The following is a 20,944-nucleotide window of genomic DNA, read 5'->3' as shown; positions in this document are numbered from 1 at the left end:
CACTAAGCCTTTATTGACCTTGGCGTTTCATTAAAATGCCGCTTGTACTCGCGACTAAACTGTGATGGGCTCGTGTAACCGACCATTCTCGCTGCATCATTAACACGTCTCCCCTCTAACTGGATCAATTCGCGCGCTTTGTTAAGTCGAACTTTCTTAATATATTGCAACGGAGATTCAAGCGTGACATTGCGAAATGCTTGATGGAAAGCAGACACACTCATGTTGGCTTCTTCAGCCAATGCTTGTACGTTCAACTGTTCATGATACGCTTGATGCACGCGATTTAGTGCTTTAGCGACCCTCGCGTAAGAACCTTCTTGATGTGCTAGGTCAAATAAAACATACCCCTCTTTGCTCACCAAAGTACGATACACAATTTCCTCAAGAAGCAGCTCGCCAAGCATGATGACATCAAGCTCGTTACACATTGCTTTCATTAACCGCTTGCACGCATCCAACATACCTTCATTCATACGTACCGACTTAAGGCCGCAACGGGTTGCATCCAGACACTTATTACTGAATTTCTCAGCCTCTAATTTTTTAACGAGTTTATGAAGAAGCGTTGGCGAAATATCTATCGAAATGCCAAGTAAAGGCTCATTGTTTGTCGCAAACGCTTCGCACTCTAGTGGCATGGGAACCCCGACAACAAGGTAATCTTCGGGCCCATATTGCACTGGTGTATCACCAATATGAATGTTCTTATGCCCTTGACCCAATACGATGATGCCGGACTGATAGACAAACGGCTGGCGATGATTCCCTTTGCTACTGCGATAAAACCATACGCCATCTATCGCTGTTTTCTTCATACCTTCTAGGTCATGCAGCCCCTGCTTTTCAACATATTGCTGCATGATATCTGCGAGAGTGTGCATTAGAGCGCTCCATCAATGACCAACGAGTTTGGTCTCTATTATCGTTTCGAGCACTATACTTCCTCTCGACTTTAACTTTCTAGCTCAAGAGCATTAATTTTGTAGAAATAGGCAAATTATTTGCAGAAATCGACCTGTTAACGATCGTTAATCAGGACTAATATGCATGTATTCAATCTCCTTCACTGGAAGCAAGAGGGCTAATAATGAACTTTTCTTATGTAAACCCAACCAAGATTTTCTTTGGTCAAAAACAAATCGCAGCAATCAAAGAAGCTATCCCATCCGACCAAAAAGTTTTAGTGGTATACGGTGGTGGCTCCATCAAAAAAAATGGCGTGTACGACCAAGTAGCAGAAGCTCTTGAGGGACATGAATGGCTAGAGTTTTCAGGTGTTGAACCAAACCCAACCAAAGAAACACTCGATAAAGCAGTCGCAATGGTAAAAGAGCATGGTGTTGATTTTATTCTAGCGGTAGGTGGTGGTTCAGTCATCGATGGTTCCAAATACGTAGCTGCGGCATCAAAGTATGATGGTGATGGTTGGGATATCATGATTGGTAAGCACCAAGTCACTGAAGCGACGCCTCTAGCTGCAATTTTGACATTGCCAGCAACAGGCTCAGAGTCAAACATGGGCGCAGTTATCACTAAAAAAGAAACTCAAGACAAACTTCCGTTCATGTCTCCAGCAGTGCAGCCAAAATTTGCCGTGTTAGACCCAGATGTAATGAAAACACTGCCAGAACGCCAGCTTATCAACGGCATTGTTGACGCATGGGTGCACGTATGTGAGCAATACTTGACGCTTCCTACCGGTGCAATGGTTCAAGATGGTTACGCAGAAACACTGCTGAAAACTTTAAAAACACTCGGAGAACAGTTTGCGGAACGAGACGACGATATGTGGCGCGCAAACTTAATGTGGTCTGCTAACCAAGCATTGAATGGGTTAATTGGTAGTGGCGTTCCACAAGACTGGGCGACACATATGATCGGCCATGAATTAACCGCTCTATGGGGCGTTGATCATGCGCGTTCTCTTGCAATTGTCCAACCGTCGTTACTTCGTAACCAAATGCAGTTTAAGCGCCCTAAGTTAGAACAAATGGGTCGCAACGTATTTGGTCTTGAAGCAGGTGAGGATTTAGCAGAGCGCACAATCGAATCTATCGAAGCGTTTTATCATCAACTTGATGTCGCAACTAAGCTCGAAAACTATGGTGAGAGCCGTGAACAAGCTATCGATGCCATCATTGATCAACTAAACAAACACGGCATGACTGTTTTAGGTGAAAACCAGGCGATCACACTTGAACGTAGCCGAGAAATCTTAGAGTTAGCTGTCTCATAACTGCAACAATTCTTCACTGCCCTTCCTAGGGTTTAACGGTATTGTGACTTAACAGTCACAATACCGTTTTTTTATGCTATTTTGTAAGCCACATCACGTTCAAAACGAGGAGGCTTCTAAAAACAACGATTCCCTCCAGACAAAAAATCGGCCGTGTTGGTTAGTAAAGAGACAACTGTCCAGCTTTACACAAATAAAAATAATTGAGATCAAAAAACGAGTTAACTCGTTAATTAAGTTTTGATTTGTTGTAGTGATGTACTACATAATTTTGTCTGTTCGAGAAAACACTTTATGTGGCTAGTTGTTGTCGTATTAGCATTCATACATATCATCAGTATCCGTAAAGGCTCTAAATGGCTCTTTTACGTTTCTAAACCATTACCAGTGCTCTGTATGCTTGGTATTTTAATTCAGTCCCCGGCTTACCCAATGCCATATGCGCATTGGATTTTGATTGGCTTATCGCTCTCGTTGCTTGGTGACGTGTTATTAATGCTCCCTAGAGACAAGTTCATTACAGGATTAGTGCTCTTTTGCTCTGCCCATCTCTCCTATAGTTATGGTTTTGCCATCATGTCAGCGTGGCATTTTACACCTTGGCTCCCAATTGCCTTGTTCGGACTCGGTATATGCGTCTACTGGTTGTTCCGACCGGATCTCGGTAAAGAGAAACGGCCAGTTGCCAGTTATATATTGGTACTGATGACTATGTGCTGGGCTTCGATCGAGTATTATTTGAGTGGGAAAACACAATCCTCCTCTTTTGCAGTGCTCGGAAGCTTTATCTTTATTATCTCTGGCATCGTATTGGCTTTCGAACGCTTTGGAGGACGGTCAATATTTTCACGACAAGTTGTCATGGTGACCTACTATTCTGCACAGACATTAATGGTTATGTCTGTTGTTGCGATTGTTGTTCGTTATCCGTATCTCGTTGAACTGAGTTAGTCATACTCTAGACTGCACCAACATTAAAGAAACATGGATGTATCTTGTAAGCGATCTGAATAGAGTCTTAAAATCATCGCCTAAACATTAGCTTATTCTTAATGAAATTACGCGCACAACTTGCTATTGTAAAAGGATATTTTTCCGTTATAGCGTGCCCCTTTGAAAGAGAATACTCCCGTCGTTGAGTTTAGCGACGTAAATAAGTGGTATGGCGATTACCACGCTCTAAAAGACATCAACTTCTCCGTGCATTCTGGCGAGATCGTCGTGGTGTGTGGCCCTTCAGGTTCCGGAAAATCAACGCTCATTCGTTGCATCAACCATCTTGAATCGATTCAAGGAGGCCAGCTTCATGTGTTCGACCAGCCTTCTCACGCAAAATCTCTCAAGCCCGGTAAAATCGGCATGGTGTTCCAACACTTTCACCTTTTTCCTCACTTGACTGTACTGGAAAACCTCACCTTAGCGCCGATTCGCACACAAAAATTGTCAAAACAAGAAGCTGAAAAACGCGCAAAACATTACCTAAAGCGAGTCAATATTGAAGAGCAAGCGAGTAAGTATCCTATCCAGCTTTCTGGCGGTCAGCAGCAACGCGTCGCGATTGCCCGCTCCTTGTGTATGGAACCGGATTTACTCCTGTTTGACGAGCCAACTTCGGCGCTTGATCCGGAAATGATCAACGAAGTGTTGGATGTCATGGTTGAGCTGGCTCAAAGCGGAATGACGATGATTTGCGTCACGCATGAAATGGGATTTGCCAAAAAAGTAGCGAACCGCGTGGTATTTATGGATGAAGGCCAAATCGTGGAAATGAACTCTCCAGTCGCCTTATTTGAGACACCACAGCATCCACGAACCCAAGCATTTTTGAACCAAATTTTAAGTTACTGATGATAGTTCGCGTAATCAAACCAGTCCTTCAAGCTTTACTGCAAATGACGCTCCTCTTCATCGCGATTGTGTGGGTGTTGGACTCTGGTGCCGACGCTATGGGCTATCAATGGCAATGGGAGCGCGTACCTGATTACATCGCTTTTTATGAAGATGGCGAATGGTGGCCGGCAGAACTTATTGATGGGCTATTGGTCACGCTTAACATCTCGGCTATTAGTCTATTTTTTACCTTAGTATTAGGGTTGGTTACCGCGTTACTAAGGCTTAGCGATTCGAAAGTCGGCAATGTTATTGGTACCACTTATGTCGAAGTAATACGTAACACGCCGTTGTTGGTGCAAATCTATTTACTCTACTTCGTGTTTGGCCCCGTGATTGGTTTAGACCGATTCAGCACCGCCGTTTTGGCATTATCCCTTTTCCAAGGTGCCTACACCGCGGAAATATTCCGTGCAGGTTTAAACAGTATTCCTAAAGGGCAATTCGAAGCAGCACAAACTCTCGGGCTATCACCGTTTTACACCTACAAAGACGTAATTTTGCCTCAGGTTTTACAGCGCACATTACCGCCATTAACCAATGAAGTGGTTTCTTTGATCAAAAACTCTTCCATTGTAAGCGTGATGGCGATTTTTGATCTAACAACACAGGCACGCAACATCGTCTCAGAGACGGCGATGCCGTTCGAAATTTGGTTTACCGTGGCAGCAATTTATCTTGCTCTCACTCTGTCACTTTCTGGCTTGTCTGCATGGCTAGAACACAAACTCGGAGCCAGTTGGCGCAAATTATAAGGAGATAACATGAAGTTATTCAAAGCGACCATTACTGCATTATTAGGGCTAGCCATCGCTATGCCTACAATCGCGAAAGAAGATGTCGCCACAACCAATGTAGATCAAATCAAAGAACGAGGCACTTTGCGCGTTGGTATGTCAACATTTGTACCTTGGGCAATGCGTAACAAGCAAGGTGAGTTAATCGGTTTTGAAATCGATGTTGCCAAACGCTTAGCACAAGATTCAGGTTTGAAAGTGGAATTCGTACCGACTGCGTGGGATGGCATTATTCCCGCACTACTGGCGAAAAAGTTCGACGTGATCATCGGTGGCATGTCGGTTACGCCTGAACGTTCCAAAAGCGTGTTGTTTACTGAGGCCTACTCGCACTCAGGCGTTCAAGTAGCAGCAAACAAAGAACTCGCCTCTGGTTTTAGCGAATTTTCGGATTTTGACTCACGACGCGTAAAAATTGCGGCTCGTCGCGGCGCATTCACCGTTCAAGTAGCCAGAGAAACCTTCCCGAAAGCGAAGATCCTGCAATTTGATGACGACGTGCAAGCGTTCCAAGAGGTGCTGAATGGTAACGCCCACGCGGTCATTGCTTCTAGCCCAAAACCAGAACATGAGACAGTGAAACACAGCGACAAACTATTCCTTCCATTCTCTGAGCGACTATCACAAGGTAACGAAGCCTTTGCAGTTCGCTTGGGGGAAGAAGATAAAAAGGCCTTTTTCAATAAATGGATTGAAGCAAGAACCCAAGATGGATGGTTAAAACAACGTTATGAATACTGGTTCTCGACATTAGATTGGCAAGATCAAGTCGCGCAAGGCCAGTAATCTAAATGGCTCGTGGACGCCGCGAGCCTATACTCTCCAATCATCCATTTTACTTTTCCATAACTTATCGGAGTCAAATTTTTGGGCGAACACACTACCACTCGCACAGCACCCGCGAAATCCAGCACAGGCTACCTTTTACCGCAATTAAACACACTAGACTGGGTACTACTTGTTATGTGCGGTATCGGTGGTGTTTGGCTGTACCATCGGTCCGCTGTTGGTGTGCATTATTTGTGGCAGTGGAAAGAGGCGCTTGAATTACTTTTCACGCCTAGAGCAGATGGTGGTTTGCCCTACTTCTTCCAAGGTTTGATTTCGACGTTAAGGCTCAGTATTTGGGGCATCAGCTTCGCATTAGCGTTTGGCACTTTGTTAGGCTTAGCACGCTTCTCTCGTTCCGTTTGGTTGCGCACACCTGCCAATGCATTTATCCAGTTAGTGAGAAACATCCCTCCGTTGGTGTTTGTTTTTATTTTCTACTTTTTCATATCTAACCAATTGATCCCGTTACTCGGTTTGGAAGATCTTCTACGAAACTACAACGGCGAACCAAATACGCTACAGCACTTTCTGTTTGGGCCTTCTAACCTTTGGGAAAACCTTGCCTCTGGCGTGTTATGCGTCGGCTTACTCTCTTCTGCCTACATTGCAGAAGTTGTGCGCGGTGGTTTACAAAGTATCGACCAAGGTCAGTGGGAAGCGTCTGACTCATTGGGCTTGTCTCGATGGGTGAAATACCGATTTGTTATCGCGCCACAGGTGCTTAAATCAATAACACCTGCACTTGCCGGTCAAACCATCTCTTTGGTGAAAGACACCTCTATTGTTTCACTGATTTCGATACAAGAAATGACGTTTGTTGGGACAGAGATGGCAAATTCATCAGGGTATATATTTGAAATTTGGTTGATTGTCGGCCTCGCTTACTTCTTAATTTGTTTTGGTCTGTCACTTATTTTTCGCCATATTGAAGCAAAATCGGAAGCCATTTCAAATTAACTCAACCGCATATGTAATTAGGCACATTTGATTCTTCAAATCAGAATTGCACCCTGTTACATTGGCAAGATGCTAAATTTTCGGCGTTTTTCATGGAGTTAAAGAATCAATCCGACTACGAGCGATACATAAAACAAGATAATCTTGGTGAATATTACGTAGTTCTCAATCAATTCACTTTTCACAGTGTTTATCAGCCAATTTTTGATAGACGCCAACGTATTATTGGTATGGAAGCCTTACTGCGTATTCGTGGCATTGATGGTTCCCTAATTCGTCCTGACGTGTTTCTGGCCAATAATGGTCTTGATCCCTACTTTCGCTTATGTGTAGAGTTTTTATCCAGAGCAATGCACATTCGAAATTTTGCACGCTATTTCGCAGGGACACCGATCAAACTGTTTCTTAACGTCATGCCTCAAACGCTACTCACGCTAACCAAAGACATGGGCTTTAAAGATAACGGCCTGCTTTACAAACGCCTTTCCGAACTTGGTATGAGCCCATCAGACGTAGTTTTTGAAGTAGTCGAAGAGTCATGCGGAAATACGGATTTATTAATCAAAGCCGTACAGTTAATGAAAGCGAATGGTTTTATCTTTGCTATCGATGATTTTGGCGCCCAACATTCTGATATCGCACGTGTTCAGCAGCTCTGCCCTGACATCATCAAAATCGATCGTTCCTATTTGCTAGACTACTGCGCCGGAGAAACCTTTTCCATACATAGCGCCGTTGATCTAGCGGATCATATGGGAGCAAAAGTCATTATAGAAGGGGTTGAAGAAGACGTGCAGCTACAAGCTATGTATCAACTTAATTTGGATTATTACCAAGGCTTTTACTTAGGAAAGCCTTGCGCCATTCATCACTGGACAGATAGCCTAAACATCGAGACGACAGTGCATTAACACTGCCCACTTACAGCACAGTGAAACCAAAAAAGCGCCGATATAATATGCTCGGCGCTTTTTAGTTTTACTCAGATGTCACTTATTTAGTTAAGCGTTCATTTCCCTAGAAAAAATCAATAGAATTACGACCGCTCTTCGGATCACGAGTGGCTTGCGGTTTGTCTTCTTTTTTGCCTTTCTTAGCAGACTGAGACAACGCTTCTTTCTGCGCTTTACGCTCTTTATGTGCCGCTTTACGGCCTGTTGATTTAGGCCCAGAGGCTTTGGGTGACTTACTTTGACGAGACTTATCTTTACGAGAAGACTGTGCTTCTTTTTTCGCTTTCTTTTCTGCTTTTTGCTCTGCCGTCTCAGGTTCGGTTACTGGCGCATCGCAAACCACAACATAATATTCCTGGTTAAACTCAAAAAAGTCACCATCATACATCTTGCGGCGCTTACGTGTTTCTAGTTCACCATTCACCGCGACGTAGCCTTCCTCGATGATATGTTTTGCTTCGCCGCCACCGCTGACCAAGTTTGCGATTTTAAAAAGCTTGTACAGTTCGATTGGATGCGCATCAACATCGATGCCAATCGCTTCGATCTCAATCTCTTCGCCTTCTAAATACTCTTCGTGGTCGTAATCTTGGGTCATGTTACTTACTCTTACTATTTGATGCCCTGAAGTTTAAACGCAATGCTTAAAAATAGAAACCTCTGCCGATATTCAATCACCGATTCGCCTTGGCGTTTGAGCACCTCTTAACCCATTTAACTTGTCGCTTGTTAGCTTGTATACCGATGCGTAGCTCAAACGAAGATGCAATTACGCAACCTGAAGGTATATACTCTCTAAGTTATTGTTGAAAAGAGTGAATACTTTGTCTCAACCAAGTAGAATTACCTTTGTCACTGCGAACTTGTTTAATTTTGTCGCACCGCCTAACGCCTACTATGATTTCGAGAACATATACTCGTTAGAGCAATGGCGAGACAAACTTTCGTGGACGCAACGTCAAGTTGAAAAACTGGAAGGCGACGTGATTGGCTTACAAGAAGTATTCAGTATCGAGAAGACCCAGGCATTCTTTTCAACCATCGGCTACCCCTACTTTGCGACCGTTGACACCCCACATGTTGAGGATGAGTACATTTACTCAAGCCCTGTTGTGGCAATCGCATCTCGGTTTCCAATAGAAAAAGTACAAGCGGTAGAGTTTGACTTAGCAACGCTTGAGCCTTTTGGAGTAAGTGTTGTTCCAGAGTTCAGTCGCAAACCTATCTATGCCCAAGTAATACATCCTGTACTTGGTCATATCGCTGTTTACGTAACGCACCTGAAATCTCAACGCCCGGCCGACTCAGAACAACCAGAAACGTCTAGCACGATTATTGGGCGCTGGTTATCCACCCAGCAAAGAGGCTGGGAAGCAGCGATGTTAAGAGACGCGATGCAAAAGAGGTATCGAAAAGAACCAATGCCGACAGTGTTAATGGGCGATATGAATCAACCTATCACTCCTATCAGCGTTAACAGCCCATTGGTATCCAATACTGGTGACAGCGTCACTGAACTACAACTCAAAGATGGTTGGTTATTGCAAAGTGACACCCTGAAGGATGAACGCCCAGCCACGCACTATCATTTTTCCACTGGGAATGTATTCGACTATATCTTGCTCTCACAAGAGTTTGACACCTTATCAGATATATCGGTTGCCGAGGTTGTTGACTATCAGGTGTCTAACCAACATCTGATCAACCCGATTTATGACAGAGATAAAAACGCCAGCGACCACGCATTTGTGGCGCTGACGGCTGAAGTAAAGCTTTGAGCAACCTATTTAGTTACTTAGTGACGTTTCACAATTTTACGCGGGATAAGTTCTACGCCAGGCTTGTAACGCTTAGCGGAAGCATTGAGTGCTAACTCCATTGCGCTGTCCGCGATCAACTCAAACTGTTGAGGCAAAGAGTTGATTTTCACAGGCAAAAAGTCCAGCAGTCGATTATCACCAAATGTCGCTAAACGCACCTTTCCCATCAGTTCTGGTTTTTCTAGCATTACATCCAACACACCTTCTAACAGTGTGTATGACGTTGTAACAATGGCATCTGGCAATGCGTTCTCTGTTAACCATCTCTCTAAGACTTTCTTGCCTTCTTCCCGGGAGAAGTGTTGTCCATAACCCACTGTTGCCGTTTTACCACCTTGTTGAGAAGCAGATAGAAAACCAAGCTCACGCTCTTTTGAGACTTGAAGATCTTGCAATGCACCGATTAAGCCAATGGACTTTATATCCTCTGACAGTACTGACTGAGTGAGTTCAAGTGCGGCATCAAAATCTTCGCTGATGACACAACAAAAGTGCTCATCATCCATTGGACGGTCTAGCGCGATAACTGGCGTACCAGAATTTTGCAACTTAAGATAATACTCGTTTGCAGTGGGCATACCACTTGCCACAAACAACGCATCAATACGACGACTGACTAATGCTTCCGCCACCTTTTGCTCTGTATCAGGATCATCATCAGAGCAGCCAATCAAAATTTGGTACCCCGCTTTCCGAGAGTTCTGCTCTATCAACTTTGCAAGACGCGCATAACTGGTGTTCTCTAAGTCTGGGATGATAAGCCCAAATGAGCGTGAATTACCTGCCCGCAAGGAAGACGCCGCATGATCTGGCTTATAATTGTACTCATCTACAACGGCCATCACCTTTTTCTGAGTCTTCTCGCTGATGCGGTATTTCTGCGCTTTTCCGTTAATCACATAGCTAGCAGTTGTCTTAGAAACACCCGCTAATTTGGCTATTTCATCCAGTGTCATATTCTAAACCTTATTCTGTGCGCGCGATCATATTAATACATCAACGATCTTTCGATAAGTTGAATTATAAGCTGAACCGATTCAGTATAAAAGCTGAAAGGATTCAGCAAAACTTAAAAATTGACGTAAATCACCCGAACACGCAACAAACCAATTTGTGAGCTAGGCTATAGGAAAGCGGCAAAGGCTCGTTTGTTAACGTCAGTTTTTAAAACAGTTTTTCTGAGTCTTTTAAAAAATTTACCAACAAGCTGAATCGATTTAGCTTGAAAGATAAAAGGTTTGAGGAGTGATAAGCGCTCAGAAGAAGCGGCGTTCAACTTCTCACACAGAATACATTTTTAAATTGATACCTTAAGGCTGGAGAAGCACCATGCTTAAGCTAAATAAGAACGACATTACCCTTTCGCAATCAGCGACAGATAAGTTTGAAGCAATAAAGAGTATTGCTCATAGCCTGACTGATAAAGGCCTAGTTGAACGCGGTTACGTTGAAGGCATGCTAAACCGTGAAAACCAAAACTCTACGTTTTTGGGGAACGGTATCGCCATCCCGCACGGTACAACCGACACTCGTGCAATGGTGAAAACAACGGGTGTTGCTGTGCATCACTTCCCACAAGGTGTCGACTGGGGTGATGGCAATACTGTGTTCGTCGCTATCGGTATCGCAGCTAAATCTGATGAACACCTTGGCATTCTTAAACAGCTCACCAAAGTGCTAGGCGCAGATGGCGTAGAAGAGCGTCTGCGTAATGCAAAAAATGAAGACGAAATCATCGCCCTACTGCACGGTGATGTTCAGCTTGAAGCAGACTTTGACGCTTCTTTAATTCAACTGATGTTCCCTGCGAGCGACATGCTACAGATGAGTGCTGTTGCAGGTGGTCTGTTGAAAAATACGGGATGTGCTGATAACGAATTCGTTGCCGATCTCGTTACCAAACAACCAACTCACTTAGGTAATGGCCTGTGGTTAATTGGCAGTGACAAACATGTCACTCGCACAGGTGTGTCATTTGTCTCGACGGCAAACGACTGCGAATATGAAGGTCAAAAAGTGCGTGCACTTTTCGCGTTCGCAGCATGTAACAATGCTCACCAACCTATCCTAAAAACGCTTTCTAATATTGTGTTTAACAATGAACACGGCAAGCTTTTAGATGCATCAGTAGAACAGATTCTTGCTTTGTTCAAAGGTGAAGAAGTCACAGCCGCATCTTCAGAAGAAGGCAATACCGCTGTATTTAAAATCAAAAACTCTCACGGCCTACATGCTCGTCCGGGGGCAATGTTAGTCGCAGAAGCGAAAAAGTTTGAATCCACTATACGTGTTGCCAACCTAGACGGAGATGGAAAAGCAGTAAACGCGAAGAGCCTAATGAAAGTTATCGCGCTGGGCGTTAAGCACGGTCACCAACTTCAATTTACAGCAGAAGGCCCTGATGCCCCGCAAGCCTTGGAGTCTATCGGAAATGCAATCGCTTCTGGCCTTGGTGAAGGTTAAGGATCCGATATGACAAACAAAACAAATAAGGTTGTCACTATTACGCTCAACCCGGCATTGGATTTAACAGGTTCAGTAAATGAACTAAACGTTGGTTCCGTGAGCTTAGTACAGCAAAGCAATCTCCACGCTGCAGGTAAAGGTGTCAACGTAGCAAAAGTGTTGAGCGATTTAGGCGCAGACGTCACGGTTACCGGCTTTCTTGGTAAAGATAACCCTGAGCTATTCCATCAGCTTTTCAATGACATCGGCGTTAAGAATGAGTTTGTAGAAGTACAAGGTGCAACTCGTATCAACGTCAAGCTCGTTGAGGCTAATGGAAACGTTAGTGACATTAACTTCCCTGGTGTTCAAGTTACGGCAGAAGAAATCGCGCGCTTTGAAGAAACCCTATTCCGCCTTGCTGAAACACACGATTACTTTGTATTGGCAGGCAGCCTACCGGGCGGTGTTACTGCAGAGCAATGCGCTGCATGGATAGAAGCACTGCATCAACAAGGCAAAAAGGTGTTGTTCGACAGTAGCAAAGCCGCATTGAAGTCAGGTATTGATGCTCACCCATGGTTAATTAAACCTAACGATGAAGAACTTGGTGATTTTGTTGGCGAACATCTAGCAACACCTGAACAGTGCCAAGCTGCAGCGCAAACACTGAGCGACAAAGGCATAGAAAACATCGTGGTTTCTATGGGACCTGACGGTGTTATGTGGCTCAACCAAGGCGAATGGCTTAGTGCAAAACCGCCTCGAATGCATGTCGTGAGCACCGTTGGCGCAGGCGATACGCTGGTCGCTGGCTTGTGTTGGGGCCACATGCAACTGATGCCTAAAAACGATTTATTGCGCTTCGCTACGGCACTTTCTGCTTTGGCAGTTAGTCAAGTTGGCGTAGGGCTAACCAGTCAGGAAGAACTGGAAAATATCAAGCGACAAACTGAAGTTAGCGCGCTTTACCCTATTACAAACTTAGAACAAAACTAAGGAACAGAAGGTTATCGTATGAATATTGCCATTATTACTGCCTGTCCGAGCGGTGTAGCAAATAGCATCCTTGCGGCAGGATTACTAGAACAAGCCGCCGCAAAATTAAACTGGAATGCCAAAATAGAATGTCAATCAAGTGTGGTTGAACCAACACTATTGACGGAAGCTGACGTTGAACAAGCAGAAGTCATTGTCATTGCGGCAAATACTAGCGTCGACACTTCTCGTTTTGTAGGAAAAAAGGTTTACCAAGCGGAAATTAGCGAAGTAGCAAAAGACGCAACTGCGTTTCTCCAGCAAGCGGTTGAAAACGCCACTTTACTTGAAAAAGCAACCACACTTGCAGCCCCTATCACTACAGATACAACATCAGCATCAAAGAAGATTGTTGCAATCACGGCATGCCCTACTGGCGTTGCGCATACCTTTATGGCGGCAGAAGCTTTAGAAGAAGAAGGCAAGCGTCGTGGCCATCAAATCAAGGTGGAAACTCGTGGTTCAGTTGGCGCTAAAAACCAACTGACTGAGCAAGAAATTGCAGATGCCGATCTGGTGATCATTGCTGCGGATATTGAAGTGCCACTTGATCGCTTTAACGGAAAAAAGATGTACCGCACGAAAACAGGCCCAGCTCTGAAAAAAACAGCCGAAGAGATGGACAAAGCATTCGAGCAAGCCACGATTTACCAACATTCAGGTTCTGCAAATTCTGCTTCGGCAGCAGACGAGAAGAAAGGCGCTTACAAACACTTGATGACAGGGGTATCGCACATGCTGCCTGTGGTTGTCGCTGGTGGTTTGATCATCGCCCTATCGTTCGTGTTTGGTATTGAAGCATTTAAAGAAGAAGGCACACTAGCAGCAGCCTTGATGAACATTGGTGGTGGCTCTGCATTCGCATTGATGATTCCTGTACTTGCTGGCTATATTGCGTTTTCAATCGCTGACCGTCCTGGTCTGGCTCCTGGTCTTGTTGGTGGTATGCTAGCAAGTTCAACGGGTGCTGGTTTCCTAGGTGGTATCGCAGCTGGCTTCATTGCCGGTTACGCAGCGAAACTCCTCGCAGATAAGGTGAAACTGCCACAATCGATGGAGGCGCTTAAACCGATTCTGATCATTCCATTTGTAGCAACATTGTTCACTGGCCTTGTGATGATCTACATCGTAGGCGGCCCAGTTTCAGGCATCATGAACGGCCTGACTGACTTCCTAAACAACATGGGATCTGACAGTGCAGTACTACTGGGTATTATCCTTGGCGCAATGATGTGTTTCGACCTAGGAGGCCCTGTCAACAAAGCCGCTTACGCATTTGGTGTTGGCCTTTTGGCTTCACAAACTTACGCGCCAATGGCGGCAATCATGGCCGCAGGTATGGTTCCTGCGCTAGGTATGGGTTTAGCGACCTTCATTGCGAAGAACAAATTTGAACAAAATGAACGTGAGGCAGGTAAAGCATCATTTGTCTTGGGCCTTTGTTTCATCTCTGAAGGCGCAATTCCATTTGCTGCGAAAGATCCAATGCGCGTGATTCCATCTTGTATGGCAGGTGGCGCGCTTACTGGTGCCCTATCGATGCTATTCGGTGCGAAATTAATGGCACCACACGGCGGTCTATTCGTGCTGCTAATTCCTAACGCAATTTCACCAGTATTAATGTATTTAGTGGCTATTGCAGCAGGTACAGCGGTAACTGGCTTTACTTACGCATTCTTAAAAAGCAAAGCAGAAGCGAAACAAGAAGTCGCAGCTTAATTAGAGCGACTCCGGTTAACAATGCCACCCTCGAATTTGGCATTTAGCACCTCCCTTTAATTCCGGTTAAGGGAGGTGTTTTTTATTCCGCAGCCGGAACGGCTACAATGTCTACTTCCCCACTGCTCATATCCACCGTTGCTTGATAAGCGCTATGCGGGTCACCGTAGTGCTTGAAGGTAAAGTGGTAAACGTTAGCTGGCGTCCACAAGGTTTTTGATTCTGCGGGCAGAATGTCATAGCCGTCTTGCTGATAAAGCTCTGTCGCCATTACATTTGCGATTGCCGCCTGCTGGTTAGCGTCTCGATCCACCTTTGGCTCTAGTGACGGGTTACTTGGATAAGACTCACCGTTGTAACTCATGAGTCGATATGAGCCATTACTCCAAACGATAAAGTCCTGCCAACCATTACTGTAACTGTCGGCTAGTACAATAGGCGTGCGAGTTACCGACATTCGATTAATAACGTTTCCCTCATTATCAAACATATATGCAGAGCAGCCACCACTACCACAGAAATAGCGATCTTGAAGCAACACTATGTGTTCTGCCTTTCCGTCGCTGTTTAGGTCGGCGCTACCCGATAGATAACGTAGGTTGTCTTGCTCGAGCGACAGCCCTTCAGGGGCTAAAACCTTACTATCAATCCAACTGGAAATGACTTCAGCACTAACACTGTTAATTTTAGGGGCAGGTTGTTTGGTTTCTGTCGGCATGCTATCCGTCGCGGTGCAGCCAACCAAGGTGAAAGAACCAACGAAGAAGAGTCCGTTTAATATGCGCTTATTCATGTAATCTCAATCTTTGATGTGTCGTTACATCAGTATACGCATGATTTGCATTGTAATCGTAAGAAAATCATTAAAATCAAGCAAATGAATGGTTTGGTATGTATTAGTAAGATCAAAAAAGCCCCGAAGAAAACCTTCAGGGCTAGGCAGGAAGCTGGCAAATAGCCAGGAGTCCCTATGCAGTGGTCGGTTTTACCCTAAACAGAATTGCAAACATCACTGGCACCACTATCAGTGTCAGTACAGTAGCAAAACCAAGACCTGCCATAATCGTTATTGCCATCGAGCCAAAGAAGGCGTCGAAGACCAGTGGAATCATCCCCAAGATAGTTGTTAGTGCCGCCATACTTACCGGACGAACGCGGCTTATCGCACTATCAACAATCGCGAGGTAAGGATCTTTACCAGACTCCAACTCAAGGTTAATTTGGTCAAGCAACACAATACCGTTTTTCAAAATCATGCCACTTAGGCTTAACAAACCAAGGAATGCTGTAAAACTGAACGGCATGTTCGTGGTAAGCAAACCAAAAGCAACGCCAATGATCGCTAACGGAACGGTGAACCAAATGACCAACGGCTTTTTGATTGAGTTAAACAGTAAAATAGTAATGATGAACATCAACAAGTAACCCATCGGCAATGAACCGAATAGGCCTTCTTGTGCATCTTTGGATGATTCGTACTCACCACCCCATGTGATTTCGTACCCTTCTGGAACATGCAATGCCATCACTTCAGGCTGTACACGAGCAAATAAGCTTGCTGCCGTGTCGTCACTCAACACATCATGGTCCGCGAGAACGGTTAACGTACGCTTACGGTCACGACGCTGAATTAGCGGCTCACTCCAATCCAGTTGAACGCCATCAATCACTTGATCAACCGGAATATAAGTTTGCAACGAAGGACTCCAAATGGTCACGTTTTGTAGTGATTCAAAATCTACGCGTTCTTCTTCAGGAAGGCGTGTCATAATTGGCAACGTATGTGTACCATCACGCAAGTAACCTAAGGTGCTACCACCAAACGCCATTTGCAGTGTGCTTGAAAGATCTTCTTTCGAAATACCTAAGCGACGAGCTTTAGACTCATTGAAAACGGGTACAAGTTCCTTGGTGCGCTCTCGCCAATCGTGACGAATGTTTCGGGCACCAGGGTCGGTATGAAGGATGTCTTCAACTTGCACCGCCAAGTCACGTAAAACTTGTGGATCAGGGCCAGTAATACGCGCTTCGATCTTAGACGCTGGTGATGGACCAAATTCCATCAATTTAAACTGGAACGTAGGCGCATCAAATGTTTTCGCCAGATTCTCATCTAACTTATACAGTAAACCAAACATTTTCTCACGATCAGTCGCGCGAACTTGGAACTGCGCGTACGCTTCGTAACTTTTTTCTGGTTGATAGGTTAAAGCAAAACGCTGTAGGCCCTGCCCAATCGAAGCAGAAACAAAGTCAATATCATCTTGCTGACGAATGTAGCTTTCGACCTCTTCAGCTTTTTTAATCGTTTCACGGATGTCAGTACCCTCTGGCATCCACATATCCACGTAGAACATCGGCGTATTCGATGGTGGGAAGAACTGCTGTTTTACATTACCAAATGCCACGACAGCACCCACTAATAGCGCCACCATGCCAGCAACGGTAAGCCAGCGGAATCGCAATGCAAATTTCAGCGATGCCCCAAATACGACAAACAACCAGCCTTTATAAGGATCATCTTCGCTAGTACCCTGCTCTTTGTTTTCCTCTTTCAACAAAAGATCGGCAAGGAAAGGCGTCAGTGTAATAGCGGTAATCCAGCTTAAAAATAATGAGAAACACAGCACCCAGAATAGAGAGCCCATGAACTCGCCTGTCGCATCTTGCGACAAGCCGATAGGTGCAAAAGCCGTAATTGCAATAACAGTTGCGCCCAGCAAAGGCCATTGTGTTTGCTTTACAATATCGACAGCCGCTTGAACTTTGGTACGCCCTTTCTTTAGGCCAACCAATATGCCTTCCACGACAACAATCGCGTTATCAACCAGCATACCCAAGGCAATAATTAACGCGCCAAGAGAAATACGATGCAGTTCGATGTTGTTGTAATTCATCAAAATGAAGGTACCAAATACCGTCAATAACAACACAACTCCAATGATGACACCACTGCGTAAACCCATAGTAAACAGCAACACAATGATTACGATCGCCACTGCCTCCGCTAGACTAATTACAAACGCTTTAACAGATTCATCCACCTCATTGGCTTGGTTGTAAAAGTAGTTCATATCGATGCCAGCAGGCTTGATAGACTCAAGGCTCGCGAGCTCCGCATCCAAACGTTCACCAACCTCAACCACGTTCACACCCGATGCAAACGAGATACCGATATTAATCGCTTTTTGACCGTTAAAGAGTACGACGTTGCTTGGCTTCTCTTGAATACCGCGAGAAATCGTTGCTACGTCTTTTAGACGAATTAGATTTCCTGTGTCACGGCCATGAATGATCAGATTTTCTAGTGCTTCTACAGTGTTTAAGGTGCCGCTTGGGCGAATAACAAGGCTTTCGCCATTAACCATCACTTCACCTGCTGAAACCACATTGTTTTGCTGGTTCAACAAGCTCGAAACCACATTCATGTCTAAGTTCAGTGCAGCAAGGCGATCAAGTGAGATCTCAACGAATAGCATTTCTTGCTGATCGCCCGTGATGTCTACCTTACCAACACCATCAACAAGCTCGATTTCACGGGTCAGGTAATCCGCATAACGTTTCAGCTCTACATAGTCGTAATCGTCACCAGTGAGCATTAACATCACGCCATAAACGTCACCGAAATCATCAATGATCTGTAAAGACTGAACACCTTGAGGCAATGATGGTCGTAAATCATTAATTTTACGGCGCATTTCATCCCAAATTTGCGGCAGTTCATCAGGACCATAGTCCATTTCCATGCTCACCGTTATTTGAGACATACCATTAGAAGACGTAGAGGTAATTTTGTCGATATAAGGGAGTTTTCGAATCTCTTTTTCTAGAGGATACGTCAGCTCTTCTTCAACTTCTTTTGACGTCGCGCCAGGGTATGTTGAGATGATCATGGCATCTTTGATCGTAAATGCCGGGTCTTCTAATCGTCCAAGCTCCAAAAATGACGTTAAACCACCAACAGCAAGGATAATAATGAACAACCAGCTGATGACTTTGTTTTTTATTGAATACTCAGCAATGTTCATTATTGGTTATTCTCCACAACATCCACATGTTTACCTTCGCGTAATTTACGCAGATTTGAATTAATCAGAATATCGCCCTGGTTAACACCTGACGACACAATGGCTCCATTGCCATTCACTTGAGAAATCATGACAGGCACCCGTGTGACAATGTCACCTTCTTTTTTCCACACAAAGAACTCATTCCCTTCACTGCCTGCTTGAAGCGCCGTGACAGGAACACTGTAACCATCAATAGAGGTAATGCCCGCCTTCACCATATCGACCAAAACGCTTACGCTGGTTCCCGGTAATATCTCTGTTTTTGGCTGTGGCATCGTCAAGTACATTTCGTAGGTTTGAGTTTCAGCGTTGGGTTCACTTGTGTGCTCTAAATAGTCCAAAGCAAATCTGCCATCGATGCCGGAGAAGGTTGCTCTAGGCTTGTAGCTCATGCTGTCTGAGTTTGGGTCTACCATCGCTAAAACATTGTCGGAAAGCTCAATGCGCACGTAAACCAAATCGTTTTGGTATAGGTTTAACACGGGTTCACCAATTGCCACACGCTCAAAACGTTCTTTGAAAACATCAGATACTTTACCGGCGAACGGGGCGAATAAACGGGTGTAATTCAATTGATTGGTCGCGTTATAGAAAGTAGCCTCAGCTAGCTCTTTATTAGCGGTTAGCTCATCAAGTTCCGCTTTTGAAATCATTTGACGTGCATGCAAGTCTTCACCGCGTTTAAGCTGACGAATTGCAAGTGTGTATTGTGCTTCTGCGTCATTCACGGCTTGCTTCTCTTTGCTATCATCTAGCTTTGCGATCATTTGCCCCTGCTTCACAACGTCACCCGCTTTAACCAATACCTGCTGAACTTCCCCAGCGCGGCGAAATGCCATTGGCGTTTGCTCTGCAGGCACTACTATGCCTTTGAACGCGCGATGTTGACTTTGTACTGGTGCATCCACCGAGATAGTCGACACAAAAAGTGGCTGCTCGACGATAGCTTGGTTTTCATTTTTGCACCCCGTTAAAACTGCAAGTGCAATCGCAGAGATCGTAAATAGAGAACGTTTCATTAAATGCCTCCCTCACGAACCCAAGCTTTCACCACTTGTCCTTCAACCAGTCTCTCAACACCAGCAATAACAACGTAATCATTGTTATCAAGCCCGGCTTTCACACCACCTGCTGCGTCAAGTGACACAGTGACTTTATTGACCTGCTGCGTGCTTCTGTCCATTACCCAAACTTCACCTTGCGTCCCATTTTTGTTGACCCAAGCAGACTGAGGTAACGTCATCGCGTCCGATACATGTTGTTTAGCAATGTGTACCTGCCCTGTCATACCTGTCAGCAAATTGCGATCTTCTGGTCGAGTGATGGTCACGATCGCCTCATAACTATTGGTATCGATGTTTGGCTGTGTCGAAATTTCTTTAAATTGCCCAGGAATACGTTTTCCTGGCTCGCTATCCATCGTCACCCACATATCGGAGTTTTGCAGTGACTCAAGTGATACAGATTCCGCATAACTTACTGGCAAGGTGAACGACACATCCAACGTCGTGTTATCAATGAGATTCAAGATCTCCTGCTTCTCTGCTACTACCTGAAATGGGTTGACATAGGTATATGACACTATGCCATCAAACGGTGCGTGAATTTTGGTATAGCTCAAATCGGTTTTAGCTTGTTCGTAGTTCGCCAATGCCGCTTTATATTGAGTTTCTTTCTGATCGTACTCATCAGTACTAATGAGTTTTTTTCCGTAAAGGTTTTTCGAGCGGTCCCATTGTGTTTTCGCTAACGCGTACTGCGCTTGAGCGGCATCTAACGCAAGCTGAAGATCTTTAGGGTCTAACGTTGCGAGCACTTCACCTTTTTGGACTTTTTGACCCATGCGTATACGTAATTCATCAACCTCTCCACCAACCTGAAAAGAAAGCTGCGCGCGATGTGTTGCATCAATACGCGCTAAAAAGGCGTGCGAGTCTTCAAGTTCTAGGTCTTTCACCGCCAGTAATTTTACAGGTTTGATTAAAGGTTCAGACGGCTCAGAAATGGCTTTATTACACCCAGTTAGCATCCCAGAAAGACTTAATGTCACCACTGCGCCAACTAAAGTGCGCTTTAAATATTGTTTTCGCACCCGCTTTCTCCGTAGGTTTTATATATTACACAGCCGTGCAGTATAAGCAGAATTTGAAATTGATCAACATATTTTCCAGGTGGATAGCAAATT

At 44.7% G+C, this 20,944-nt stretch carries 18 protein-coding genes; 11 read left to right on the top strand and 7 right to left on the bottom strand.

Annotation, left to right across the window (positions count from 1 at the left end; genetic code table 11):
• Window positions 1-2: 2 nt before the first annotated feature.
• On the bottom strand, window positions 3-884 hold the full coding sequence (locus UQW94_RS01215) for an AraC family transcriptional regulator (RefSeq protein ID WP_322141925.1): 882 nt from the start codon (window positions 882-884) through the stop codon (window positions 3-5).
• A gap of 206 nt (window positions 885-1,090) precedes the next feature.
• On the opposite strand from UQW94_RS01215, the gene UQW94_RS01210 reads away from it, so the two are divergent.
• From UQW94_RS01210 to UQW94_RS01180, 7 genes are all read left to right on the top strand, one after another.
• Window positions 1,091-2,239, top strand: a complete 1,149-nt coding sequence (locus tag UQW94_RS01210) for an iron-containing alcohol dehydrogenase (protein ID WP_005386076.1) — start codon at window positions 1,091-1,093, stop codon at window positions 2,237-2,239.
• Window positions 2,240-2,533: 294 nt separating this feature from the next.
• The gene (locus tag UQW94_RS01205; protein WP_005376394.1) at window positions 2,534-3,190 is read left to right on the top strand and encodes a lysoplasmalogenase; all 657 of its coding nucleotides are present in this window, start codon (window positions 2,534-2,536) and stop codon (window positions 3,188-3,190) included.
• Window positions 3,191-3,352: 162 nt separating this feature from the next.
• On the top strand, window positions 3,353-4,087 hold the full coding sequence (locus tag UQW94_RS01200; RefSeq protein ID WP_005386072.1) for an amino acid ABC transporter ATP-binding protein: 735 nt from the start codon (window positions 3,353-3,355) through the stop codon (window positions 4,085-4,087).
• Entirely contained in the window at window positions 4,087-4,884 is a 798-nt protein-coding gene (locus UQW94_RS01195; RefSeq protein ID WP_005376396.1) for an amino acid ABC transporter permease, read from the top strand. Before UQW94_RS01200 ends, UQW94_RS01195 begins: the two co-directional genes overlap by 1 nt.
• Window positions 4,885-4,893: 9 nt before the next feature.
• A complete protein-coding gene (locus UQW94_RS01190; RefSeq protein WP_005386070.1) occupies window positions 4,894-5,712 on the top strand; it encodes a transporter substrate-binding domain-containing protein in 819 nt (272 codons plus the stop codon).
• An 81-nt stretch (window positions 5,713-5,793) separates the two neighbouring features.
• Entirely contained in the window at window positions 5,794-6,714 is a 921-nt protein-coding gene (locus UQW94_RS01185) for an amino acid ABC transporter permease (protein ID WP_005386069.1), read from the top strand.
• A 92-nt stretch (window positions 6,715-6,806) separates the two neighbouring features.
• Window positions 6,807-7,625: an EAL domain-containing protein gene (locus tag UQW94_RS01180; protein WP_005386068.1), complete on the top strand. Its 819-nt coding sequence runs from the start codon at window positions 6,807-6,809 to the stop codon at window positions 7,623-7,625.
• A 106-nt stretch (window positions 7,626-7,731) separates the two neighbouring features.
• Here UQW94_RS01180 and UQW94_RS01175 read toward each other — a convergent pair whose 3' ends face one another.
• On the bottom strand, window positions 7,732-8,265 hold the full coding sequence (locus UQW94_RS01175) for an RNA-binding S4 domain-containing protein (protein WP_005376400.1): 534 nt from the start codon (window positions 8,263-8,265) through the stop codon (window positions 7,732-7,734).
• 226 nt (window positions 8,266-8,491) lie between these two features.
• Between UQW94_RS01175 and UQW94_RS01170 the strand changes: the two genes are divergently transcribed.
• The gene (locus tag UQW94_RS01170; protein ID WP_322141924.1) at window positions 8,492-9,445 is read left to right on the top strand and encodes an endonuclease/exonuclease/phosphatase family protein; all 954 of its coding nucleotides are present in this window, start codon (window positions 8,492-8,494) and stop codon (window positions 9,443-9,445) included.
• 17 nt (window positions 9,446-9,462) lie between these two features.
• Here the strand turns inward: UQW94_RS01170 and cra are convergent, their stop codons facing one another.
• Window positions 9,463-10,443 carry a catabolite repressor/activator gene (cra, locus tag UQW94_RS01165; RefSeq protein WP_005386066.1) on the bottom strand — a complete coding sequence of 327 codons (981 nt, stop codon included), beginning with the start codon at window positions 10,441-10,443 and terminating at the stop codon, window positions 9,463-9,465.
• A gap of 373 nt (window positions 10,444-10,816) precedes the next feature.
• Between cra and fruB the strand changes: the two genes are divergently transcribed.
• Genes fruB through fruA form a run of 3 tightly spaced genes read left to right on the top strand, consistent with a single transcriptional unit; the run spans window position 10,817 to window position 14,689 of the window.
• The gene (gene fruB, locus UQW94_RS01160) at window positions 10,817-11,950 is read left to right on the top strand and encodes a fused PTS fructose transporter subunit IIA/HPr protein (protein WP_047103539.1); all 1,134 of its coding nucleotides are present in this window, start codon (window positions 10,817-10,819) and stop codon (window positions 11,948-11,950) included.
• A gap of 9 nt (window positions 11,951-11,959) precedes the next feature.
• Complete coding sequence (gene pfkB / locus UQW94_RS01155) at window positions 11,960-12,931, top strand: 1-phosphofructokinase (protein WP_042520798.1); 972 nt, start codon at window positions 11,960-11,962, stop codon at window positions 12,929-12,931.
• Window positions 12,932-12,949: 18 nt separating this feature from the next.
• Window positions 12,950-14,689 (top strand): PTS fructose transporter subunit IIBC, encoded by a 1,740-nt coding sequence (gene fruA / locus UQW94_RS01150; RefSeq protein ID WP_033906530.1) that lies wholly within the window; start codon window positions 12,950-12,952, stop codon window positions 14,687-14,689.
• An 82-nt stretch (window positions 14,690-14,771) separates the two neighbouring features.
• Here the strand turns inward: fruA and UQW94_RS01145 are convergent, their stop codons facing one another.
• The 4 genes from UQW94_RS01145 to UQW94_RS01130 form a co-directional block, all read right to left on the bottom strand.
• Window positions 14,772-15,482 (bottom strand): hypothetical protein, encoded by a 711-nt coding sequence (locus UQW94_RS01145; RefSeq protein WP_064377087.1) that lies wholly within the window; start codon window positions 15,480-15,482, stop codon window positions 14,772-14,774.
• Window positions 15,483-15,657: 175 nt separating this feature from the next.
• A complete protein-coding gene (locus tag UQW94_RS01140; RefSeq protein ID WP_322141923.1) occupies window positions 15,658-18,717 on the bottom strand; it encodes an efflux RND transporter permease subunit in 3,060 nt (1,019 codons plus the stop codon).
• A complete protein-coding gene (locus tag UQW94_RS01135; RefSeq protein WP_322141922.1) occupies window positions 18,717-19,778 on the bottom strand; it encodes an efflux RND transporter periplasmic adaptor subunit in 1,062 nt (353 codons plus the stop codon). The genes UQW94_RS01140 and UQW94_RS01135 overlap by 1 nt, the downstream gene beginning before the upstream one ends.
• Window positions 19,778-20,851 (bottom strand): efflux RND transporter periplasmic adaptor subunit, encoded by a 1,074-nt coding sequence (locus UQW94_RS01130; protein WP_322141921.1) that lies wholly within the window; start codon window positions 20,849-20,851, stop codon window positions 19,778-19,780. Before UQW94_RS01130 ends, UQW94_RS01135 begins: the two co-directional genes overlap by 1 nt.
• Window positions 20,852-20,944: the final 93 nt, after the last annotated feature.

The organism is Vibrio sp. PBL-C16 (assembly GCF_034321865.1).
Taxonomy (GTDB): domain Bacteria; phylum Pseudomonadota; class Gammaproteobacteria; order Enterobacterales; family Vibrionaceae; genus Vibrio; species Vibrio alginolyticus.
Note: the sequence above shows the minus strand (reverse complement) of the source record. Positions and strands in the feature narration are given on the sequence as shown.